Origin of the sequence: Myroides sp. N17-2, from assembly GCF_002286775.1 — a bacterium.
GTDB lineage: Bacteria > Bacteroidota > Bacteroidia > Flavobacteriales > Flavobacteriaceae > Flavobacterium.
Genome location: NZ_NSGJ01000014.1, coordinates 18511 through 42887 on the forward strand (window position 1 = coordinate 18511; position 24377 = coordinate 42887).

Annotated in this window: 16 protein-coding genes; 8 read left to right on the top strand and 8 right to left on the bottom strand. The window is 35.8% G+C overall.

Annotation, left to right across the window (positions count from 1 at the left end; translation table 11 throughout):
• Nucleotides 1-239 precede the first annotated feature (239 nt).
• The gene (locus CF599_RS07730) at nt 240-3002 is read left to right on the top strand and encodes a bifunctional aconitate hydratase 2/2-methylisocitrate dehydratase (protein ID WP_121965464.1); all 2763 of its coding nucleotides are present in this window, start codon (nt 240-242) and stop codon (nt 3000-3002) included.
• Nucleotides 3003-3241: 239 nt separating this feature from the next.
• On the opposite strand, the gene CF599_RS07735 is transcribed toward CF599_RS07730, so the two are convergent.
• A complete protein-coding gene (locus tag CF599_RS07735; protein WP_121965465.1) occupies nt 3242-3712 on the bottom strand; it encodes an OsmC family protein in 471 nt (156 codons plus the stop codon).
• A 319-nt stretch (nt 3713-4031) separates the two neighbouring features.
• Between CF599_RS07735 and CF599_RS07740 the strand changes: the two genes are divergently transcribed.
• The 3 genes from CF599_RS07740 (at nt 4032) to CF599_RS07750 (ending at nt 8394) form a co-directional block, all read left to right on the top strand.
• Entirely contained in the window at nt 4032-6293 is a 2262-nt protein-coding gene (locus CF599_RS07740; protein ID WP_121965466.1) for an aconitate hydratase, read from the top strand.
• Between the two features lie 131 nt (nt 6294-6424).
• On the top strand, nt 6425-7744 hold the full coding sequence (locus CF599_RS07745) for a solute carrier family 23 protein (RefSeq protein ID WP_121965467.1): 1320 nt from the start codon (nt 6425-6427) through the stop codon (nt 7742-7744).
• Between the two features lie 80 nt (nt 7745-7824).
• Nucleotides 7825-8394: a TlpA disulfide reductase family protein gene (locus CF599_RS07750; RefSeq protein WP_121965468.1), complete on the top strand. Its 570-nt coding sequence runs from the start codon at nt 7825-7827 to the stop codon at nt 8392-8394.
• Between the two features lie 185 nt (nt 8395-8579).
• Here the strand turns inward: CF599_RS07750 and CF599_RS07755 are convergent, their stop codons facing one another.
• Both CF599_RS07755 and CF599_RS07760 read right to left on the bottom strand, forming a co-directional pair.
• Nucleotides 8580-10028 (bottom strand): glyceraldehyde-3-phosphate dehydrogenase, encoded by a 1449-nt coding sequence (locus tag CF599_RS07755; protein ID WP_121965469.1) that lies wholly within the window; start codon nt 10026-10028, stop codon nt 8580-8582.
• Nucleotides 10029-10141: 113 nt separating this feature from the next.
• Nucleotides 10142-11542, bottom strand: coding sequence for a S1C family serine protease (locus tag CF599_RS07760; RefSeq protein ID WP_121965470.1), 1401 nt, complete (start codon nt 11540-11542; stop codon nt 10142-10144).
• A 134-nt stretch (nt 11543-11676) separates the two neighbouring features.
• Here CF599_RS07760 and dapF point away from each other — a divergent pair, with 134 nt between their 5' ends.
• Genes dapF through mltG form a run of 3 tightly spaced genes read left to right on the top strand, consistent with a single transcriptional unit; the run spans nt 11677 to nt 14035 of the window.
• Nucleotides 11677-12459: a diaminopimelate epimerase gene (dapF, locus tag CF599_RS07765; protein WP_121965471.1), complete on the top strand. Its 783-nt coding sequence runs from the start codon at nt 11677-11679 to the stop codon at nt 12457-12459.
• A gap of 5 nt (nt 12460-12464) precedes the next feature.
• Nucleotides 12465-12989, top strand: a complete 525-nt coding sequence (locus CF599_RS07770; protein ID WP_121965472.1) for a GNAT family N-acetyltransferase — start codon at nt 12465-12467, stop codon at nt 12987-12989.
• 8 nt (nt 12990-12997) lie between these two features.
• The gene (gene mltG / locus CF599_RS07775; protein WP_121965473.1) at nt 12998-14035 is read left to right on the top strand and encodes an endolytic transglycosylase MltG; all 1038 of its coding nucleotides are present in this window, start codon (nt 12998-13000) and stop codon (nt 14033-14035) included.
• Between the two features lie 885 nt (nt 14036-14920).
• Here mltG and CF599_RS07785 read toward each other — a convergent pair.
• The 3 genes from CF599_RS07785 to CF599_RS07795 are packed head-to-tail and all read right to left on the bottom strand — an operon-like array spanning nt 14921 to nt 20751.
• Nucleotides 14921-16393: an efflux transporter outer membrane subunit gene (locus CF599_RS07785; protein WP_121965474.1), complete on the bottom strand. Its 1473-nt coding sequence runs from the start codon at nt 16391-16393 to the stop codon at nt 14921-14923.
• Nucleotides 16394-16404: 11 nt separating this feature from the next.
• On the bottom strand, nt 16405-19554 hold the full coding sequence (locus tag CF599_RS07790) for an efflux RND transporter permease subunit (protein ID WP_121965475.1): 3150 nt from the start codon (nt 19552-19554) through the stop codon (nt 16405-16407).
• A 54-nt stretch (nt 19555-19608) separates the two neighbouring features.
• Nucleotides 19609-20751 (bottom strand): efflux RND transporter periplasmic adaptor subunit, encoded by a 1143-nt coding sequence (locus tag CF599_RS07795; protein WP_121965476.1) that lies wholly within the window; start codon nt 20749-20751, stop codon nt 19609-19611.
• Between the two features lie 312 nt (nt 20752-21063).
• On the opposite strand from CF599_RS07795, the gene CF599_RS07800 reads away from it, so the two are divergent.
• Nucleotides 21064-22605, top strand: coding sequence for a YifB family Mg chelatase-like AAA ATPase (locus CF599_RS07800; protein WP_121965477.1), 1542 nt, complete (start codon nt 21064-21066; stop codon nt 22603-22605).
• Here the strand turns inward: CF599_RS07800 and CF599_RS07805 are convergent.
• Both CF599_RS07805 and CF599_RS07810 read right to left on the bottom strand, forming a co-directional pair.
• The gene (locus tag CF599_RS07805) at nt 22597-23379 is read right to left on the bottom strand and encodes a hypothetical protein (protein WP_121965478.1); all 783 of its coding nucleotides are present in this window, start codon (nt 23377-23379) and stop codon (nt 22597-22599) included. The genes CF599_RS07800 and CF599_RS07805 overlap by 9 nt on opposite strands.
• Nucleotides 23380-23436: 57 nt before the next feature.
• Nucleotides 23437-24291 (bottom strand): neutral zinc metallopeptidase, encoded by an 855-nt coding sequence (locus CF599_RS07810; RefSeq protein WP_121965479.1) that lies wholly within the window; start codon nt 24289-24291, stop codon nt 23437-23439.
• Nucleotides 24292-24377: the final 86 nt, after the last annotated feature.

A 24377-nucleotide genomic window follows, 5' to 3' on the forward strand; every position in this document is an offset into this window, starting at 1 on the left:
TGAAGTAGAATGTTTATAAATAATATTTTTTGTATTTGAGGGAAACATTAAAAACTTTTGAATATTAATTAGTTTGCTTAAATTTGTAGTGACAAAAATTCGAAGTATGAGCCTGTCATAAAGTTATTAATGAGATTGATAAGTTTATAGGGTGATTACTAAGAGAAGAACTAATACTAAATAACATATATGGGTTGAGAGGATTTATCTGTCAGCTTTTTATTAAATAGACATTAACTATGAGCCTTTACAAGGATTACATCAACGAGATTGAAGAAAGAAAAAATCAAGGACTTAACCCTAAGCCTATTGATGGTGCTGAATTACTAAGTGAAGTTATAGCACAAGTAAAAGATACAGAGAATGAATACCGTGAGGATTCTCTTAAACTTTTTATCTACAATGTTTTGCCAGGTACTACAAGTGCTGCTAGTGTTAAAGCGAAGTTTTTAAAAGAAATCATTTTAGGTGAAGCTGTAGTAGCAGAGATTACTCCTGCTTTTGCTTTTGAATTATTATCACATATGAAAGGTGGACCATCTATCGAGGTTCTTCTTGATTTAGCTTTAGGTAATGATGTAGCTATTGCTCAGAGTGCAGCTAATGTACTTAAAACACAAGTATTCTTATACGATGCTGATACAGATCGTCTAAAAGAAGCTTTCTTAGCAGGTAATGCTATTGCTAAAGATATCGTAGAGAGTTATGCTAAGGCAGAGTTCTTTACTAAACTTCCTGAAGTAGCAGAGAAGATAGAGATTGTTACTTTCATCGCAGGTGAAGGAGATATCTCTACAGATTTACTTTCTCCAGGTAACCAAGCTCACTCTCGTTCTGACCGTGAACTTCACGGACAATGTATGATCACTCCAGCTGCTCAAAAAGAGATTAAAGCTTTAGAGGCTGCTAATCCAGGTAAGAGTGTGATGTTAATCGCTGAGAAAGGTACTATGGGAGTAGGATCTTCAAGAATGTCAGGTGTTAATAACGTAGCTTTATGGACAGGTAAACAAGCAAGTCCTTATGTGCCTTTCGTTAATATCGCTCCTATCGTAGGGGGTACTAATGGTATTTCTCCTATTTTCTTAACTACAGTAGATGTAACAGGTGGTATCGGATTAGACCTTAAAAACTGGGTTAAGAAGACAGATGCTAATGGTGAAGTAGTTCGCAATGAAAAAGGTGAGCCAATATTAGAGCAAGTATATTCTGTAGCTACTGGTACTGTACTTACAATCAATACAAAAACAAAAAAACTTTATAATGGAGACCAAGAGCTTATAGATATCTCTAAAGCACTTACTCCACAAAAAATGGAGTTTATCAAAGCAGGTGGTTCTTATGCTATCGTTTTTGGTAAAAAGATCCAAACTTTCGCAGCTAAATTATTGGGAACTGAAGCTCCTGTAGTTTTTGCTCCATCTAAAGAAATCACTATAGAAGGACAAGGGTTAACAGCTGTAGAGAAAATCTTTAATAAAAATGCAGTAGGTGTAACTTCAGGAAAAGTATTACACGCTGGTTCTGACGTACGTGTAGAAGTAAACATCGTTGGGTCTCAAGATACAACAGGTTTAATGACTGCTCAAGAGTTAGAAGCAATGGCTGCTACAGTTATATCTCCTATCGTAGATGGAGCTTACCAATCAGGATGTCACACTGCATCTGTATGGGACAAAAAAGCACAAGCTAATATCCCTAAATTGATGAAGTTTATGAATGACTTCGGTTTGATTACTGCTCGTGATCCTAAAGGAGAATATCATGCGATGACTGACGTTATTCACAAAGTATTAAACGATATCACTATCGATGAGTGGGCTATCATTATCGGTGGTGACTCTCATACGAGAATGTCTAAAGGTGTTGCTTTCGGAGCGGATTCAGGAACTGTAGCTCTTGCATTGGCAACAGGAGAGGCTTCTATGCCAATCCCAGAGTCTGTAAAAGTTACGTTTAAAGGAGAGATGAAACAACACATGGATTTCCGTGATGTAGTTCACGCTACTCAATCTCAAATGTTGAAACAATTCGGAGGAGAGAACGTATTCCAAGGTAGAATTATCGAGGTTCACATCGGAACTCTTCTTGCTGACCAAGCATTCACATTTACTGACTGGACTGCAGAGATGAAAGCTAAAGCATCTATCTGTATTTCTCAAGATGATACATTAATCGAATCATTAGAGATCGCTAAAGGGCGTATCCAAATTATGATCGAGAAAGGTATGGATAACAAAACTCAAGTTCTTCAAGGTTTAATCAATAAAGCAAATAAGAGAATCGAAGAGATTAAATCTGGTGACAAACCAGCATTAACTCCAGATGCTAATGCTAAATATTATGCTGAGGTAGTTATCGACTTAGATATCATCGAAGAACCAATGATCGCTGATCCAGATGTAAATAACGAAGACGTGTCTAAACGTTATACTCACGATACGATTAGAGAGCTTTCTTTCTATGGAGATAACAAGCAAGTAGACTTAGGTTTCGTAGGTTCTTGTATGGTTCATAAAGATGACTTAAAGATTGTTTCTCAAATGCTTAAAAACATCGAGAAACAAACAGGTACTGTTAAGTTTAATGCACCTTTAGTAGTTGCTGCACCAACTTACAATATCATTGATGAGTTAAAAGCTGAAGGTGATTGGGAATACTTACAAAAGTACTCTGGATTTGAATTCAGTGACTTATTGCCAAAGAATACGAACCGTACAGAATATGAAAATATTATGTATTTAGAGCGCCCTGGTTGTAACCTATGTATGGGTAACCAAGAGAAAGCGGCTAAAGGAGATACTGTTATGGCTACATCTACTCGTTTATTCCAAGGACGTGTAGTAGAAGATTCAGAACGCAAAAAAGGAGAGTCTTTATTGGCTTCTACTCCAGTAGTAGTTCTATCTGCTATCTTAGGTAGAATCCCTACATTAGCTGAATACAAAGCTTCTGTAGAAGGAATCAACTTAACTAAGTTCAAGCCTATTTCTACTAAATAATTAGAATAGTATATTAACCTTAAATCTGCAACTACCATTTACTACGAATAAATTCTACTTTACATAGCTTCAATTAGCTCTAAAACCATACTAATGTATGCTTTAATCACTAATCTTGCTCTGTTTTGTATAATTCATTCTCGTTTAAATGCTTTCTGCAGATTTAAGGTATAAATATAAAGCGAGGTAGTCTATACAGATTACCTCGCTTTTTTATTGGTATACTTTTAATCAAGTGTTTATTCTATGCTGAAGCATTGAGCATGATGTTCTATTTCAAAATTACAAGAATTAGCAATAAAGCAAAGTTTATTGGCTTGGGTATGCAGTTGTAGCGCTAATTCTTTTTGTGATTCATCTTTGATATGTACTATCGGATTTAAAACCACTTTAGTTATACGTCCGCTACCATCAGCATTTAGTACCAATGTAGCCTCAGAATTATCTTCATAAGCAAGCACCTCTATATCATGTTGCTGACATACGTATAAATACGACATCATGTGGCACGACGTAAGGGCACTCAGCAATAAATCTTCCGGATTTAGCAATGTAGGATCTCCTTTAAAGGCTTTGGCTGCTGAAATAGATAAGTTATCTTTTCCCTCTATTTTGATGGTATGGCTTTTAGCATACACCTTTTTGGTTGAATCTTTTAGCATGTCAGTAGCAACCCAATTTAGGGCTGCTTTAAAAAGGTGTTTGTACATAGTATTTGTTTTAAGTAAGATGATGAATTCACAAATAGCATTTGCTTACCTATATATTTTGGTTGGTGAATTTAGATAGAGGATGTGTAACAACTACCCTTATTAGCTTTAGTTTTTATTCAAATTTAAATAAAATACTCAACTAATCACCTTTTACGGTATTATCCTTAAACTTTAGTTCTCAAGTATCCTCTATAAACTTACTTTGTTTAAGTAGAATCATTTTAAATATTGTGTTTTAACATTTTTATAGAAATTGTTTGAATCAAAAATTGCTAAATTGTATATATAATTTAATTGTAAAAAAAGAACTTATATTATGGCTTTTGATATAGAAATGATTAAAAAAGTGTACGATAAAATGCCGGATCGCGTAGCTAAAGCTCGTGAGATAGTTGGTCGTCCATTAACACTTTCAGAGAAAATATTATATACTCATCTTTGGGATGGGATGCCTGCTCAATCATTTGAGAGAGGTAAGGATTATGTTGATTTCGCACCAGATCGCGTAGCATGTCAAGATGCAACAGCACAGATGGCATTACTACAGTTTATGCATGCTGGAAAAGAGAAAGTAGCTGTACCTACTACGGTACACTGTGATCACTTGATTCAGGCAAAAGTAGGAGCAGCTACAGATTTGAAAGTGGCAGAAACACAATCATCAGAAGTATTTAATTTCTTATCGTCAGTTTCTAATAAATATGGTATTGGGTTCTGGAAACCAGGAGCAGGTATTATTCACCAAATAGTTTTGGAGAACTACGCTTTCCCAGGAGGATTAATGATCGGTACTGACTCACATACTGTGAATGCAGGTGGATTAGGTATGCTGGCTATTGGTGTAGGTGGAGCAGATGCTGTAGATGTTATGTCTGGTATGGCTTGGGAGCTAAAGTTTCCTAAATTAATTGGGGTGAAGTTAACAGGTAAATTAAATGGTTGGACTGCACCGAAAGATGTTATTCTTAAAGTAGCTGATATCCTTACTGTAAAAGGAGGAACAGGTGCTATAGTAGAGTATTTCGGAGAAGGAGCTACTTCTATGTCATGTACTGGTAAAGGTACTATTTGTAACATGGGAGCAGAGATTGGAGCGACTACTTCAACTTTCGGATATGATGATTCAATGAGAAGATACTTGGCTGCTACAGGTCGTCAAGATGTAGTGGATGCAGCTGATAAAGTAGCAGAACACTTAACAGGTGATGCTGAAGTATATGCTACACCAGAGAAATACTTTGATCAGGTAATAGAGATTAACTTGTCAGAATTAGAACCACATATTAATGGACCATTTACGCCAGACAGAGGTACTCCTGTATCTAAAATGAGAGCTGAGGCTGAAGCAAATGGATGGCCATTAAAAGTAGAGTGGGGATTAATCGGATCTTGTACTAACTCTTCTTACGAAGATATGTCAAGAGCTGCGTCTATTGTAGAGCAAGCTGTTGCTCATGGTATTACGCCTAAAGCAGAGTTCGGTATTAACCCTGGTTCTGAGCAAATCCGTTATACGATAGAAAGAGATGGTATTATCGAGACGTTTGAGAAGATGGGGACTAAGGTATTTACTAATGCTTGTGGACCATGTATCGGACAGTGGGATCGTGAGGGAGCTGATAAACAAGAGAAGAATACTATTGTTCACTCGTTTAACCGTAACTTCTCTAAGCGTGCTGATGGTAACCCTAATACGCATGCTTTCGTAACATCACCAGAGATGGTAGCAGCGTTAGCGATTGCAGGTGATCTAGGATTTAACCCGATCACAGATACCCTAATCAATGACAATGGAGAAGAAGTGAAACTACTTCCACCAACAGGAGATGAATTGCCAACAAAGGGATTTGAAGTTGATGATCCAGGATATCAAGCACCTGCTGCTGATGGAGCAAGTGTGGCAGTAGAGGTTTCACCTACATCAAGTCGTTTGCAGTTGTTAGAGCCTTTTGCACCTTGGGATGGAAAGAATATAACAGGAGCTAAATTGTTGATTAAGGCATTTGGTAAATGTACGACTGACCATATTTCTATGGCTGGACCTTGGTTGCGTTACCGTGGTCACTTAGATAATATTTCTGACAATATGTTAATTGGTGCGGAGAATGCTTTCAACCATTTAACGAACAATGTTAAGAATCAATTGACAGGGGAGTATGGACCAGTACCTGCAGTGCAGAGAGCTTATAAAGCTGCAGGTGTACCAACTATCGTAGTGGGTGACCAGAATTATGGAGAAGGATCTTCTCGTGAGCACGCTGCTATGGAACCTCGTCACTTAGGAGTAATGGCTGTACTTGTAAAATCGTTTGCACGTATCCATGAAACTAACTTGAAAAAACAAGGAATGTTAGCTTTGACTTTTGCTAATGAGGCGGATTACGATAAGATTCAAGAAGATGATACAATCAACTTCTTAGACTTAACTGATTTTGCTCCTGGTAAACAATTGTCTTTAGAGTTTGTACATGCTGACGGATCTAAAGATATTATTAAAGCAAATCACACCTATAATGCAAGTCAAGTAGAGTGGTTTAAAGCTGGTTCTGCATTAAACTTAATTGCAGCTGGTAAGTAATCACAATAGTTATAAATGAAAAAAGAGTATCCACACGGATACCCTTTTTTCATTTATAGCAATTAGAAGATTAGTTTTGTTTTGAAATATTTAACTTTGCGAGAAGTTAACTACACAACAACAAGTAAATAATGAGTCAGATAGAAGAAAAGAAGATTGTCTTAGCAGTCGATGAAAAACCAAGGTTAGGGCAGTGGATATTATTGAGCATTCAGCATCTGTTTGCTATGTTTGGAGCTACTGTTTTAGTGCCTACTTTAACAGGTATGAATCCTGCGATAGCGCTTATATCAAGTGGTATAGGTACATTGGTGTTTATCTTTATAACACGTGGTAAAGTACCCTCATATTTAGGTTCTTCATTTGCCTTTATCAATCCTATTATTGCAATGAAGGCTTTAGAAGCTGATCCTACTTCAGGTATGCCTGTTGGGAGTTTCTTAGTTGGAAGTTTCTTGGTAGGGGTAGTATATTCATTAGTTGCGTTGTTGATTGCAAAGGCTGGTACGGGTTGGCTGATGAAGTTATTACCTCCTATTGTAGTAGGGCCAGTGATTATGGTTATCGGACTAGGATTAGCTAGTACAGCAGTGGGAATGGTGACTAATAACCCTCAAGGCGAGTATGACTTAACATACGTGATGATAGGGTTAGTTACCCTAACGATCACTATTATTGCAGCGATATTTACTAAAGGTTTTTTAAGTGTAATACCTGTCTTAGTTGGTATTGTAGGAGGATATTGCTTCTCTGCGATTATGGGTGTAGTTCACTTCGAGAAAGTAGTTGCAGCCAATTGGTTTGAGGTACCTAACTTTATGGTTCCCTTTGTTCATTATGAACCGTCTGTTTCTTGGTATGTTATTCTATTGATGTTACCAGTAGCTATTGTCCCTATTGCAGAGCATATAGGGCATCAGTTAGTATTGAGTAAGGTAATAGATAAAGACTTGATTAAAGACCCAGGATTAGATAAGAGTATGCTTGGCGATGGAATAGCAACTATGCTTGCTTCATTAATCGGTGGGCCTCCTAATACTACCTATGGAGAGAATATAGGGGTATTAGCGATTACACGTGCTTTTAGTATTTATGTGTTTATAGGTGCAGCATGCTTTGCTATTGTATTCGGTTTCTGTGGAAAGATAGCAGCCTTGTTAAGTACTATTCCCTCACCTGTCATGGGCGGAGTGTCTATTTTGTTATTTGGTATTATAGCATCAAGTGGATTGAGAATGTTAGTAGAGAACAATGTAGATTTTAAAGTAAAGCGAAATCTTATTATATCATCTGTTATCTTAATTATTGGTATTGGTGGAGCAGCTATTCACATTGGAGAATTATTCTCTTTAGAGGGAATGGCATTGGCTTCTATCATTGGGATAGTACTAAATGTTGTCTTACCAGGAAGGAAAGATATTGACTTTGACGATATGTATAAAAAATCATAGCAATAGCATTAGAAATCTTTTACCTAGGTTTTAGCGAGTAATTGTTCTATATTTAGTGTGTTGTTTATGAATTTAAGGCTATGAGTGCAAAAAATAGGGGGAGCAAGAAGTGGATATCTAATGTAATATTTATAATTGTTCTAGGAGTGTTTTTCTTTACACCTGTGGGGACAAATGTAAAAGTATGGCTTAATCGCTTATTAGCGATGAGTCCTAATATTGAGAAAGTATCAGATCAGAAGAAAGTTAATTACGAATCATGGCAATTAGTCAATGAGCAAGGGGAGGTTTTTGATTTTGATCGCGTAAAAGGAAAAGTTGTAATAATTAACTTTTGGGCAACATGGTGTCCTCCTTGTATCGCTGAGAAACCAAGCTTTCAAGAGCTATATGATGATTATAAAAACAAGGTTGTTTTCTTATTTATCACAACTGATGAGCCTGATAAAGTAAAAGCTTTTAAAGAAAAGAATAAATCGACTTTGCCTATCTATTATCAGAAAAGTGCAGCTCCTGCAGTATTATTCTCAGAGTCTATACCAGCATCTTATGTCATAGATAAAAAAGGTAATATCGTCGTTCGCAAGTTCCGTGCAGCGGACTGGAATAGCTCTAAGTTTAGAGTATCTCTAGATGAATTATTAAAGTAATAAATAGAATAAAATATAGACAAAGCCTTATGAGATATCTTTCTTGTAAGGCTTTGTTATTTTGTATAAGGATTAATAGTTACTGAATAGTCAAGTGACCAGAAGCTATTACCATGTCTTATTATATGGCACAAAAAAAGTCCAGCATCTGCTGGACTTTTCTATATCTATAAATTTCTAACCTACTAATAGTAAGTGTAACGTCTTACTTGAGCAACATACTTAGCTAGGCGGATAACTTGGTGGCTATAACCATACTCATTATCATACCATACATACATTACTACATTTTTACCATCAGCAGATACGATAGTAGCTCTACTATCAAAGATAGATGGAGCAGAAGTACCTACGATATCAGATGATACTAATTCGTTGTTGATAGAGTATTTGATTTGCTCTACTAAGTCTCCGTTAAGAGCAGCATTACGCATAACCTCATTTAACTGTTCAACTGTAGTTTCTTTGCTTACTTCTAAGTTTAATACTACTAATGATCCATTAGGTACTGGTACACGGATAGCGTTAGACGTTAATTTACCAGCTAATGATGGTAACGCTTTCGCTACAGCACTTCCTGCACCAGTCTCAGTGATAACCATATTTAATGCAGCAGCTCTACCACGACGGTATTTCTTATGCATATTATCTACTAAGTTTTGGTCATTTGTATATGCGTGGATAGTCTCTAAGTGTCCTTTTACTACACCGAAGTTATCTTCCATAACCTTAAGGATAGGCGTGATAGCATTCGTAGTACAAGACGCTGCAGACCAGATATCCACTTCATTAGGATCATACTCAGTGTGGTTAACGCCGTGTACGATATTTGGAACACCTTTACCAGGAGCAGTTAATAATACTTTAGAAGCACCTACTGAAGACAAATGACGTCTAAGAGCTTCTTCTGTTGTAAATGCACCTGTGTTATCAATAATTAAAGCATTATCGATATCATATTGTGTATAGTCTATTTCTTCTGGAGTACTAGCAGAAATCATGTGTACAGTAGTACCGTTAATGATTAAAGCGTTATTCTCTGGATCAGCGATAACTGAACCTTCGAAATCTCCATGTACTGAGTCATATTTTAGTAAAGAAGCACGTTTTTCTAAAAGAACTGCATCGTTTTTATCACGAGTTACAATTGCTCTTAAACGCATTTGTTGTCCTTTACCGATTTTGTTCATTAACTCACGAGCTAATAAACGACCGATACGACCAAAACCGTAAAGTACTACATCCTTAGGAACTAGCTCTTCTGTTTCTTTAGCATCTTTTAGTTTAGCTACAACAAACTCTAATGCATTGCTGTATTTGTTGTCTTCTAAGTGGTACTCGTAAGTTAGACGACCGATGTCGATTCTAGAAGGTGGTAAGTCAGCTCTTTGAATCGCCTCAGCTATTTCTACAGAATCAAAAATGTTGATTGGTTTTCCAACAAATTTAGCTGCATATTCATGTAAGTTAATAATATCGCTAACGCTGCGGTCAATAAGTTGATTACGGAACATTAACAGCTCTATAGACTTGTCGTACCATAGGTCACTAATGATCTTAATGAACTCGACGCAAGCTTTTCTGCGATCTGCTTGAAAAGCTAATTCTTTTTCGTAAAGACTAGTATTTTTCATATATTAAATTGTGTTGTGATAAATTACTGCAAAAGTCTGTTTTTTTAATGAATTAATCAAGTTGCAAAGTTTAAAAAGCACTTTTTAGTGTTTTTATTGGGTGAAACGTATGATTATATTAGTAAACGTAAATATTCCCCATTTTTATTCACTAAAGTGATCTTTATTTTTTGTTTTTGATTAACCTGACTTAGTATATTTTTCACTTGATTCACATTTGTTATTTTAATATCATTGATTGAGAGGAGAATACTACCTAATAATTCCTCCTTATATTTGTCATAATCACTGTCCATTAGTTTAGTTATTTTAAGCCCATAACTGATATTCCACTTTTCTTTATCAGTAGCATCTAGTTCTTGAAGTTCGATTCCTCTTAATTCTATTTTACGAGCTTCACTTTTTCCTAAGGTTACAGTTGTTGCTAATGCTTTGTTACTTCTTACATATTCTATTTCGACTTTATCACCAGGGCGTTTAGTGTTAATGATAGAACGCAAATCCACAAAGGTTTTAATGTCCTTATTGTTGATTTTTGTGATGATATCACCTTTTTTAATATCGGCATTAGACGCCCCAGAGCTTGGGATCACCTCTTCTATTAAGAACCCATACTTGATATCTTTTACCTTTAATTGTTCATTTACTTGAGGTGTTAATTCATATCCTAATACCCCTAATGAAGCATTTTGGACATTACCATACTCTAATAGGTCTTCCACTATTTTGCGTGTTACATTAGATGGTACAGCGAATGCGTACCCCACATAGGCTCCTGTATTAGAGGAAATCATTGTATTAATACCGATTAGCTCACCTCTAGTATTTACTAAGGCACCACCACTGTTACCTGGGTTTATCGCCGCATCAGTTTGTATAAACGATTGAATCCCTGCTTGTGAGAGATTACGCGCTTTAGCAGATATAATCCCAGCAGTTACAGTAGATGTTAAGTTGTAAGGATTCCCTACAGCGAGTACCCATTCACCTAGTTGGATATTATCAGAATCACCGAATACCATGTATTGCAGTTTTTCTTTTGGTTCTATTTTTAGTAGTGCGATATCCATTTCTTTATCTGTACCGATAAGCTTTGCTTTATAAGTCTCATTATTTGATAATGTTACTTCTAACTGAGAAGAGTTAGCGATCACATGATTATTTGTAACGATGTATCCATCCTCTGTGATAATCACACCAGATCCAGTACCTATTTGTGGTCTTGGTTCTTGTTTGTAACCATAGAATAATTCCATAATAGAATTAGACTTAGGAGATACATAGCTAAGGTTTTTAACATGGACTACTGTGTTAACTGTATTTTCAGCTGCTTGAGTAAAGTCAATTGCTCCATTAAGAATAGGAGAATTCTTCTGATTAGACAGTCCTAAAGTAGCATCATTTGCTGCAATATTATTTATAATTGATTGGTTTTCAAAAAAGTATTTGTAACCAACCAATGTCATACTTCCGCTTAATAAACAAATTAAAAAAACACCTAAAATCTTTTTCATAAATACATTTATTAAAATTAGTATATTAAAGTTAATAAATAATTAATCAGATTAAAAGAGGTTTAACCAACAGTTAACAAGCTATTTTAACAATCATTATTCGTATTTTTACGTCTTTAAGTAAGATAAGTTATATGTTGAGATTTTATAAATACCAAGGAACAGGTAATGACTTCGTGATGATAGATAACCGCACAGGCTTTTTTCCAAAGCAGGATAAAGAACTTGTCGCTCATTTATGCCATAGACGTTTCGGCGTAGGTGGTGATGGATTGATTTTATTAGAAGAAGCAGAAGGGTATGATTTTAAGATGGTGTACTATAATGCAGATGGTAGTGAGAGCACGATGTGTGGTAATGGAGGGAGATGTCTAGTCGCTTTTGCTAAGCAATTAAAAATAATAGACAATCAATGTCGTTTTATAGCTATAGATGGCGAACATTTAGCAACAGTGAATCCTGATAATACAGTAAGTCTACAGATGATAGATGTATCTGATATTAAAATCGAAAATAAATACAGCTTTTTAAATACAGGATCACCTCACCATGTACAAGTAGTAAGAGAGTTAGGTAGATATGATGTTTATAATAGAGGACGTGATATAAGAGAGGGTGAACTATATAGTCCAGGTGGAACGAATGTCAACTTCGTAGAGCAAGAGGGACCTAATCACTTTAGAATACGCACATTCGAGCGTGGAGTAGAGGATGAGACCTTATCTTGTGGTACAGGTGCTACTGCTGTAGCTATCTCTATGTACGCTCAAGGTAAATGTGATGATAAGCATATCAAGATAGATGTAGAGGGTGGAAATCTGACAGTTAGCTTTGATACTGAGGATGGTCAGAAGTTTGAGAATGTATTATTAAGTGGGCCTGCCAAATTAGTTTTTGAAGGAACAATAGAAATTTAAAAAAGATGCTACATATTCGTGGGAATACTATATTTTTACGCGCTTTAGAACCTGAAGATTTAGAGTTCATCTATCAGATAGAAAACAATGTTGATTTATGGAAAGTGAGTAACACAATCACTCCATATAGTCGATTCTTGATTCGTCAGTATCTAGAGAATGCACATCTTGATATCTATGAAGTTAAACAATTGCGTTTAGTGATTTGCAACATAGATACGGAAGAGGCATTGGGGTTAATAGATTTGTTTGAATTTGACCCAAAGAATAATAGAGCTGGAGTCGGTATCGTTATTCAGTCTCCTGATGATAGAGGAAAAGGAGCGGGGTCAGAAGCGTTAGAATTAGTGATTAATTACAGTAAAGAAGTGTTGGGGTTACATCAACTTTATGCTAATATATCTGTAGATAATCAACCTAGTTTAAAGCTATTCGAGAAGAATGGTTTTACATTAGTAGGAATAAAAAAAGACTGGGAGAGAGTAGGTAATGTCTATATAGACGAAGCATTATATCAATTATTATTTTAAATCGAATTATGAAGTTAAAGAACATTTTAGTTATTCTAGTTGTACTTGGGGGATTTGGACTATTAGGGTATTTATACGTATGGTATGAAAAAGCATTTGGCCCTAATCTACAAAACTGGAATGAGGAACAATATGTTTATATCAAGCAAGAAGATAACTTTCTAACAGTGTTGAAATTATTAGAGCCTCACTTAAAAGATAAAGCAGCTTTTGAAGAAATAGCAGAACAACGCAGTTATCCATCTAATGTAGTAAGCGGTCGTTTTAAACTTAAGAATGGTATGAATAGCTATGATCTTATTCAGGCATTAAAGAGTAATCTTCCTGTCAAACTGACTTTTAATAACATTGAGCGTATTGAAGACTTTGCTGGAAAGTTAGGATCTATGTTTGAGACGGATAGTATTGGCTTCCTTGATACATTCTATGATCCAAGTTTCTTAAAAGAGCATGGCTTTACGAAAGAGAATGTATTGGTGTTTTTCTTACCACAGACATATGAATTCTATTGGAATGCGAATCCTCTTAAGATGCGTAATATGATGGAGAAGGAATATATTAAGTTCTGGAACGGTGAGCGTGAGGAGAAGGCTAAAGCTTTAGGATTAACTCCTATAGAGGTATCTATCTTAGCATCTATCGTACAGAAAGAGACAGCTAAGAGTGATGAGACAGCTAGAGTAGCAGGTGTATATCTAAATAGAATAAAATTAGGAATGCCTCTTCAAGCTGATCCAACTGTCGTATTTGCGAAGAAATTATATACAAATGACTTTAAACAAATCATCAAAAGAGTATATTTAAAAGATACGCAAATACCATCACCTTATAATACATATCAGAATGTAGGATTGCCTCCTGGGCCAATCTTTATGCCTGATCAATCAAGTATAGATGCAGTCCTAAATGCTGAACAACATGAGTATGTGTACTTCTGTGCAAGTGTAGATAAATTAGGATACCACGAGTTTGCTATTACTTTAGCACAACACAATGCTAATAGTAAGAAATACAGTGCGTGGCTTAACCAAGCAGGTATCAACTAACAAGAGATTATACCATTAATTTAATCAAAGCTGTCTATTATTAGGCAGCTTTTTTTGTGGAATTAATTCCCTTAAGGGAATTAAGAATCTATGCCCTTCGGGCTTTAAGAGCAAACGCATAAAGTATTTCTATCAAGTAGGCACACAGTATCTCACATACATAATATTGTGTTACACCCAAACTTTGTCATTCTGACGTAAGGAAGAATCGCATCCTACATTTCCACCTAGTAATCACTATATCTCCGTACACCTTATCTCTGCAAATTAGTTTTTGTCTGAACTTAAACCCAGATTACGCATTAGCCAAATACTGCAAAGTAATTCTACTTCATAGTTCTTTCATTAGCTCTAAAACCATACTATAGTATGCTTGTATCACTAATTCAGACCTACCTTGTATAATTACTTTTCGTTTATATGTCTATCGCGTAATCTGGGTTAAACTCAATACCCAGCTAGTCGTAAGTTACCTATCAATGCGAGAAGTATTGCTCGACTAATATTTGTCAGAGCGACTATTTACGGCGAATACTCGAGCAACTGTCGAGCAACTGTATATCAGTACTGACTCCTGCTGGGATTGAAGGGGTATGATGATAAGGGAGTGATTTATTATAAATAGTATAAAGCGTTTGTTTTTAGTTAGTTATATTTTTTATCGTTAAAAAAAAGATATAGATTTTTTTTGCTAATTCTTCATTTTAGGGTAAAATGAGGGGGTTTTAGAAAAAAAGTGAACCAATAGATTGATTATTTGGGTTGATTTCCGAAGAATTTGAAAGGTAAATAAAAAAAGCCAATTGTTTTTTTTGGATTGGCTCTGAGTATGAAGCAAAAAAAAGACTGCGTTAGCAGTCTTTTAGTCGCAATAGCAGTTAGCTATTATTTCCAACCTCCTCCAAGAGCTTTGTATAGCTTCACTCTTGAGATTAGTTTATTCTGTTTTAATTTGTTTAGATTAAGTTCTGTATCTAACATATTCTTTTGTGCATTGATAATCTCTATATAGTTAGCATATCCACTATTAAATAATAAGTTAGACTGTTTTACCCCTAATCTAGAAGTAGCTACTTGTTCTTCCGCTATTTCTATTTGTTCTTTTACAGTTTCTAGTGTGATTAAAGCATCAGATACTTCTGTGATAGCAGTATAGATAGACTTCTGTAAATCTAGCTCGGCTTTTTCTCTTTCTATTTTAGCAACTTCAAAGTTCGTTTTCAGTTTTCTTTTATTAAATACAGGAGCTGTTAACTCACCTATAAGCCCTCCGAATAATGAACCTGGGATATTAAACCAGTTCTTACCTAACATACTGTTTAGCCCTCCTGTTACATCTATGGTTAGAGATGGGTATCTACTCGTTTGAGCTACACCTACTCTCGCATTTCTAGCTTGTAATTCTAGCTCTGCTTGTTGTACATCAGGTCTTTGACTTACCAAATATAATGGCACACCTGTAGTTAATGTTTCTTCATATTTGACATCAGCTAATTTAGTATTTCGTTCTATCGCATCAGGTAGTTGACCTGTTAGTAGAGATAGCGCGTTTTCTTGTATTGCTATTTGTTGTTTTAACGAAGGAATTAATGCCTTAGCCACTAACATTTGGTTACGAGTTTGTTGAATAGCTAGGGATGTTGTCTGTCCTGCATCTCTTTGTAACTCCACTATTTTAAGCGTGTTTTTCGTTAGCTCATAGTTAGACTGAGCTACTTCCATCTGTGCATCTAATAATAGCAAATTATAATATCCCTCAGCTATAGTTGATATTAGAGCTGTCTGAACAGCTTTTTTAGCTTCGTGCGTTTGAAGATATATTGCTAATGCCTCTGCACTGATACTTCTCATTTTTCCCCAGACATCTAGTTCCCAACTTATGTTTAAAGAAGAGACATACTGAGCAGAGTTTACGTACATATTATCAGGAGCGTCTTTGCCTTTTCTCTTGTAGTAATTCGATGAAGGAGTACCATAGTAATTCTCAGATCTATACTGATAACCTACGCTTCCTGCTGTTAATCCTACTTTAGGCAACCATTCTAGCTTGGCTTGTCTAGCTTTTTGATCTGCTATTTCTATGTTTTTTAATGCATTTTGCATATCGAAGTTGTACTCTAGCCCTCTATCAACTAATTCGATAAGTTTCTCATCTTCAAAGAACGATTTCCAATCTATATCTGCGATTCCGACAGAATCTTTCGCTACATTTAAAGAGTCTAGTTGGCCTCTATATTGTTCTGGTAAGTCTAGTTTAGGCGCTTTGTATTTTGATTGAGGCGCACATGAGTGTAACGCTAAGGCTACTGAAACCACCGATACATACAAAGTACTTTTTATAATTCTCTTTTTGTTCATGGTTTCTATATTTAGTCGTTAGTTATTTTAGATTTAAGTTTCTCGTCCCAAGTTTGGAAGATGAAGAATAAAACAGGGATAATAAATATACCTGCTGCAACTCCAAATAACATACCACCTGCCGCACTGAAGCTGATAGAGTGGTTTCCTTGAGCTGATGGTCCTACAGTAAACATCAATGGAACTAGACCTGCTACGAAGGCAAATGACGTCATTAAGATAGGTCTTAAACGCATCTTAGCTCCCTCAATAGCGGCATCAAATATAGACAATCCATTCTTGCGTTGCTGTAAGGCAAACTCCACAATCAGAATAGCATTCTTTGCTAGCAGCCCAATCAACATAATTAGTCCTACCTGTACATAGATATTGTTTTGTAATCCAGCTAGATTGACAAATAAAGCAACTCCTAATAGACCTGTTGGTACTGTTAATAGAATGGCAACTGGCAATAAATAGCTTTCGTACTGAGCACATAATAAGAAATAAACAAATATGATACTCAATCCGAATATGATTATCGCTTGGTTACCTGAGTCTTTTTCTTCTAATGACATACCTGTGTACTCATAAGAATAGTTACCTGGTAGCTTCTCTGTGATTTCTTCTATTGCTTTCATTGCATCACCTGTACTGTATCCAGGAGCAGGTGTTACTTTTACAGAAATAGAGTTGTATAGATTATATCTCGTCACTGTCTCAGGACCTAATACTTTCTTTAGTTTTATTAGTGTATTAGCAGGAAGCATCTCACCGTCTTTATTCTTTACGAAGATAGAAGAGAATGACTCTGGACTTTCTCTAAAAGGAATGTCAGCTTGCATATACACACGGTACGTTCTCCCGAATCTATTAAAATCCCCAGCTTTCACACGACCATAATAGTTCTTAACCGTTGTCATTAAGTCCTTCACGCTAACTCCTAAAGATTTAGCTTTCACATAATCAATCTCTAATAGATACTGTGGATAATTCGCTTTAAAAGAAGTAAAGGCATTTGATATTTCCTCTTTCTCTTTTAGTTGTTTGATTACATCATCACTTACTTGGTTGAATTCCGTAAATCCACCACCCATACGATCTTGAAGAACAAACTCAATACCACCGAAATCTCCAAAACCTGATATAGTCGGTCTAGGGAATACGTTAAATGAAGCTTCATTGATCTGAGATAAGTCAGACTGTATCTCATCTATAATTTGGTCTATATTCTTAACGTCACCTCTTTCTTTATAAGGCTTTAGGTTAACGTAACCTACGGCAAATGATGGGCTAGAGTTACCATCTATGGTGTTATAACCAGAGATAGCTGTCATTCCCACGATATCAGTACGCAACTTTAAGATACTATCTGCTTTCGCTAATACTAATTTAGTACGTGCTAAGGAAGCTCCAGGAGGCATTGCTAGTGAATAAGTGATATAACTATCATCCTCTCTAGGGATAAAAGAAGAAGGCGTTTTATATAAAAACACAACTCCAAGTCCTATGATTAATACTAATCCTGCGATAGCTACTTTCTTATTCGTAATTAATTTTTTGATTGCAACTACATATTTATCTGTAAAGCTGTCAAATGCAGTATTAAAAGAAAAGAAGAATTTACCTGCGACTCTTTTAATTCCTTTTTGTTGTTTTTGAGCAGCGTATTCTTCACCAGATGGTTGTTTTAAAAACAAGGCACATAAGGCAGGGCTTAATGTCAGTGCATTCACTGCAGAAATTAGGATAGCAAAGGCTAAAGTATAAGCGAACTGTTTATAGAATATACCAGCTGGTCCTTGCATAAATCCTACAGGTAAGAATACAGCAGACATTACTAGAGTAATAGAGATAATCGCTCTAGTGATCTCGTTCATCGTCACGATAGTAGCCTCTTTTGCTTTCATTCCCGTGTGATGCATCTTCTCGTGTATGGCTTCCACCACGATGATGGCGTCATCCACAACAATACCTATGGCCAGTACTAAGGCAAACATCGTTAATATATTAATAGAGAACCCCATTAAATAAATAAAGAACAATGTACCTACTAATGAAATAGGGATTGCAATAGCTGGAATTATCGTAGAGCGGAAATCTTGTAAGAACAAGTACACAATGATAAATACTAAGAAGAAGGCTTCAAATAGAGTACTTCTAACTTGACTAATCGATTCGTCTATCTGTGCTTTAACAGAGTAGCTGATTTCATAGTGAACTCCTTGAGGGAATGACTTAGACAATTTCTCAAGCGTTTTACGCACTGCAATATCAATATCACGAGCATTAGATCCATTGGTCTGCGTGATATTCATCGTTAGACCAGGGTGCCCATTCACACTGTTATCACTACCTACGTTAGAAGCACCAAATTCTACTCTAGCTACATCTTTAAGTAATAATACTGAACCATCAGTATTGGTCTTGATAACGATTTCTTCATATTGTTCAGGAAGACTAAATCTCCCTTTATGTTTTAAGGCTGTTTCGAAAGCTTCATCAGAAGTTTCTCCAAAACTACCAGGTGCAATTTCGAAGTTTTGGTCTTTTATAGCTGCGATTATATCCTGTGGAGTTAGGTTATAAAGAGCTAGTTTTTCTGGATTTAACCATGTTCTCATAGAGTAGTCACGTGCACCGATACGGCTCACTGATGCTACTCCTGGTACACGAAGTAATTCACGGTTAATGTTAATCTGCGTATAAGCTTGTAAGAAAGTTTCGTCATAGACATCTTCTGGGTGATCACTGTAGAAGTTAATCGTCATGATATTACCACTTAGACGTGGCGTTACTGAGATACCATTTTCATTCACTTCAGACGGTAGATCTCCAGCAGCTTTACTTACTCTGTTCTGAACATTTACAGCAGCTTGATCAGGATCTGTACCTGCTTTAAAGAATACATTAATCGTTCCAGAACCACTGTTACTAGCTTTAGAGCTAATGTAAGTCATATTGTCTACCCCGTTAATAGATTCTTCTATCGGTAGTAAAACACTCTGTGCGACAGTCTCTGCATTGGCTCCTGGATAAGATGTAGATACACTTACACTTGGCGGTGCTATCTCAGGAAATCTTGTTATGGGTAATAATGTAAGCCCTACTAAACCCAGTAATACAAACATAATCGAAATTACTGTGGCTAATATTGGGCGATCTATAATGGCTTTTAGCATATTGTTTTGTTTTGTAAGGTGTCTAATTCAGTCTTGTTGTTTTGTTTTGGACGTTTAGTTAAGTGGCTTTACGTACATACCTTCTGTTAGTTTATCAAAACCAGTTTTGATAATTCTATCCCCGATATTTAAGCCTTCAGAAACAATAAAGTTGTTTCCAGATACTCCGTTTAATAGTATAGACTGTAATTTAACTTTATCATCTTTATCTAATGTGTAGACAAAAGTTTTGTCTTGTATAGATGTGGTCACTTCTTGTGGAATTAGAATCACGTGAGGATTCGTTTCTTTTAGTTTGACAGTACCTGTATTACCAGATCTCATCACATCTTTAGAGTTAGGAAAAGAAGCTCTTAATGAGATAGAACCGGTCGTTCTGTTTACTTGCCCATTAATCATATCCACTTTACCCTTCTCAGGATATTCGTGTCCGTCGGCAAGGATAAGCACTACGTCAGGTAAGTATTGTCCTGTACTAATACTGTCTTGTTTCTTATTTCCCTTACTAAAATATAGGAAGTCAGACTCACTCATACCGAAGTACACATATACTTCACTCACGTCAGATAATACAGTAAGAGGTTCTTTATCTCCTTTAGATACAAGGTTACCGATACGCTTAGGCATACGACCTATATATCCACTCACAGGAGCTTTAATAATCGTATAGTCTAAACTAATCTTAGCACTATTAACAGCAGCAGTAGCTCTAGCTAGAGAAGCTTTAGCGATATCATAGTTAGACTTCGCAGTCTCTAGTTGTACTTGAGCGATTACTTCATTGTCAATAAGCGGTTTTAAACGGTCTATCTCCAGTTTAGCATTTCTTAGCTTCGCTTTCTCTACGTTTTCAGTAGCGACCATATTATTTAAAATCTCTTGGTACTGTAAAGGATCAACTTGAAATAAAGGTTGTCCTTCTTTTACGAAGGCTCCTTCATCCACAAAAATCTTCTCAAGTATACCTTCTACTTGCGGTCTGATTTCTACGTTGACTTTTCCCTCTATATTTCCTATGTAGTTTTTGATTGTAATAGCTGTTGTTGTATCTACTTTTATGATAGGAAGAGCTAAAGCATTTTCTTTAGGATCTAATGTTTTAGAAGAACCTATATTACAGCTGTTGATCCCTATCAATGTCCCAAACATAATCAACGATGAGAATGCTACTAAAATTGTTTTTCTACTTTTAATCATACTTATAAAATACTAATTGTTGTTTGAAGGTGAGAGTCTATCTCCACAGTGTACTATTCAATACTAATGCCAAAAGTGCCAAAAATGAGAATTAATATAGTGAATTTATGTTTCAGATGTTTGAATTATAGAGCATTGTGTTTGAATAGTGTAATGTTTTTATTAGTCATATTACTTAATTTTATATCGTTGAACATTTGTAAAGTTGTTGCTTTTTGTGGTATCGGTCTACACTATGGCTACTATTAGGTTCTTATAAAGTTAGGAAATAAATAATATTATTTAGAGAATATTAATTAATAATGATAATTTATGTTAATAAAAGTATTTGGAAGTGCTGTGTTTGGGATCGAGGCGACTACTATTACTGTAGAAGTACATATAGATGGAGGAGTAGGATATCACTTAGTGGGATTGCCTGACAGTGCTATAAAAGAGAGTAGTTTTAGAATAGCTGCCGCACTTAAGAATAACACCTATAAATTTCCTGGGAGAAAAATAACAGTTAATCTAGCTCCTGCTAATTTGCGCAAAGAAGGGTCAGCATACGATCTAGTGATTGCAATAGGTATTCTAGCTGCTTCTGATCAAATCAGTCTTAACGATAAATTATCTGAGTATATTATGATGGGGGAATTGTCCCTAGATGGATCTATACAGTGTATAAATGGAGCATTGCCTATCGCTATTAAAGCTAAGGAAGAAGGGTTTAAGGGAATTATTATCCCTAAAGAGAATGAGATGGAGGCTGCTATAGTGGAGGGATTAGAGGTATATGGAGTAAGTAATATAAGTGAAGTAATTGACTTTATAGAGGGTAGAGGAGAGCTGACTCCTGTAAGTATCAATCTAGAGGAAATGTTTAATGCGGAGGCTGAACAACATTTAGAAATAGACTTTAAAGATGTAAAAGGACAGGAAAGTATAAAAAGAGCGATGGAGATAGCAGCGGCAGGAGGACATAATATTATTCTAATAGGTCCGCCTGGATCTGGGAAGACAATGTTAGCAAAGCGATTACCTAGTATACTGCCCGCTATGACAATAGATGAGGCGCTGGAGACTACTAAGATTCACAGTGTAGTAGGGAAAGCAAAGGACTGCGGGCTGATGAGAACACGGCCTTTTAGAAGTCCTCATCATACTGCTTCTAGTGTAGCATTAGTAGGTGGAGGTAGTTATCCACAGCCTGGGGAAATATCCTTAGCACATAACGGAGTACTGTTCTTAGATGAGTTGCCAGAGTTTAAAAGAGAAGTATTAGAGGTAATGAGACAGCCCTTAGAAGATAGGGAAGTGACTATTTCTAGAGCTAAGTTTACCATTACCTATCCTTCTTCATTTATGCTAGTCGCTAGTATGAATCCTAGTCCTAGTGGATACTTTAATGATCCATACGCTCCAGTCAAGTCTTCTCAGGCTGAGATGCAACGTTATTTAGGTAAGATATCAGGCCCTTTACTTGATCGTATCGATATACATATCGAGGTTAATCCTGTGCCATTCGAAAAGTTATCTGAAAAACAATTAGCTGAGCCTAGTAAAGATATTCGCGAGCGAGTAATCGAAGCTAGACAGATACAGTCTCTACGCTTTGTTAGTCATAAAGGTGTACATTATAATGCACAGATGAATACTGCTTTACTAAGAAAATACTGTGCACTTCAGGAAGATTCTCTTTCGTTATTAAAAAGAGCAATGGAGAAGTTAAGTTTATCAGCTAGAGCTTATGACAGGATATTAAAAGTATCTAGGACAATAGCGGATCTAGATAAGTCAGAAAATATAATGCCCCAGCATATAGCTGAGGCAATACAGTATCGTAGTCTAGATAGAGAGGGATGGTTAGGTTAACTTCTCCTCTTCTAGATTATATCCAATGACTTGTTTATATAACACAAAATAAACGGCAAATAGGTATGGTAAAACAAATAAAATACCCACAACAAAGAATAGCAAACCACTAATCAGAAAGAAGTAGTTTAAAACTATCGTTAGGATGATAGGTATAGGTTGTTTATTGACAACCATAATACTATTCTTAATGGCAGCTATAGGGTTTAAATTACCGAATATTATCAATGGAATTGTGAATATAGTCAATGTACTAATAAGCCAGTTAATCACCATAGATACCATTTCTAAGTCCATTAATCTCAAAGGAATAGTAATCCCCATAAAAACAATAGCTATTAATAAATGTGCAATAAATACGTAGAGCCCCTTAATGCTAACAAAATATTTAAATGCACTTAAGAATGAAGGTGTTTTTTTTAATGATATATCTGCGTTGACCTTATAAAAACCAGCTATAAGTATGTTGCCTAAAGCAGTAAAAACGATAAAGAACCCTAGATAGTAATATAAGTATGGTTCCTGTGTCATCAGTAATATCAACTTCTGTATTTGTTCTTGTAATACAGCAGGATTTTTTTTGTCTAAAGTAACGAATTGATCTAATATCGCTGTTCCTATAAAAGAAAAAGCAAAAATAGTTAGTAGAAGTGAAGTTACTACTAAGAAGAATGTCTTCTTATAGTATGTAAAAGCTTCGCTCATTACTTGGAAAGGAGCTAATACATAGCTATTCTGTTTAATATTATTTAGTATGTCTTTTAAGTTTGTCATGGGGATAGGCTCTTGTCTTGAGTCTTTTTTAATATAGTAATTATTGGTAATTGTGTATTATCTAATAAAGTCAAATGTATTTCCTTGGTTTAGGTCAGCAGTATCATATCCTTTCATAAACCATTCTTTGCGTTGCTTTGAGCTACCGTGTGTAAATGAGTCAGGGTTTACTTGACCTGATACTCTTTTTTGGATAGCGTCATCCCCTACAGCTTGAGCAGCACTTAGTGCAATGTCGATATCTTTCGCATCTAAGTATTTTTGATTGTACTTCGCCCACATACCAGCATAGAAATCAGCTTGTAGTTCTAATCCGACAGATAGTTTATTCGCTTCTTTTTTACTTTTACCTTGTTGTAGTTGATGTATTTTACTATTTGTACCCAGTAATGTTTGTACGTGGTGACCTACTTCATGAGCGATAACATAGGCGATAGCAAAGTTACCTCTTTCAGCTCCAAAGCGTGTGTGTAGTTCTTCAAAAAATCTCAAGTCCATATAGACTGTTTCATCTGCAGGGCAGTAGAAAGGACCAACATCAGCAGTAGCACTACCACACTGTGTGTTCACGTTATCATCAAATAACTCCATCTTAGGTTCGCGGTATTGCATACCGTTTTCTTTGAATATCTTGTGCCATACATCTTCTGTGTCAGCGAACATAACAGCGACCATCTTACCCATCTCTACTTCTTCATTAGAGAGTTGTCTTGAATCTACTTGTTCTGTTTGTTGATTACCACCCATTTGTTCTATCACAGGAGCAATCTGTTTACCAGTTTCTCCTCCAAATAAATAAAGCAGTGTAGCGATGATACCAATTAATCCTCCTCCTAAAGCTGTTTTTCCAGCTGCAGATTTACCTCTGTTGTCAGTAACGTTATTACTTTCTCTTCTACCTTCCCATTTCATAATGAAAAATTTTTATTGCAAAAATAGCAAAAATAGGAGAGCAGTACTCAAAGAATGCGAATAATGATAGAAGGTTGAGGTTAGAA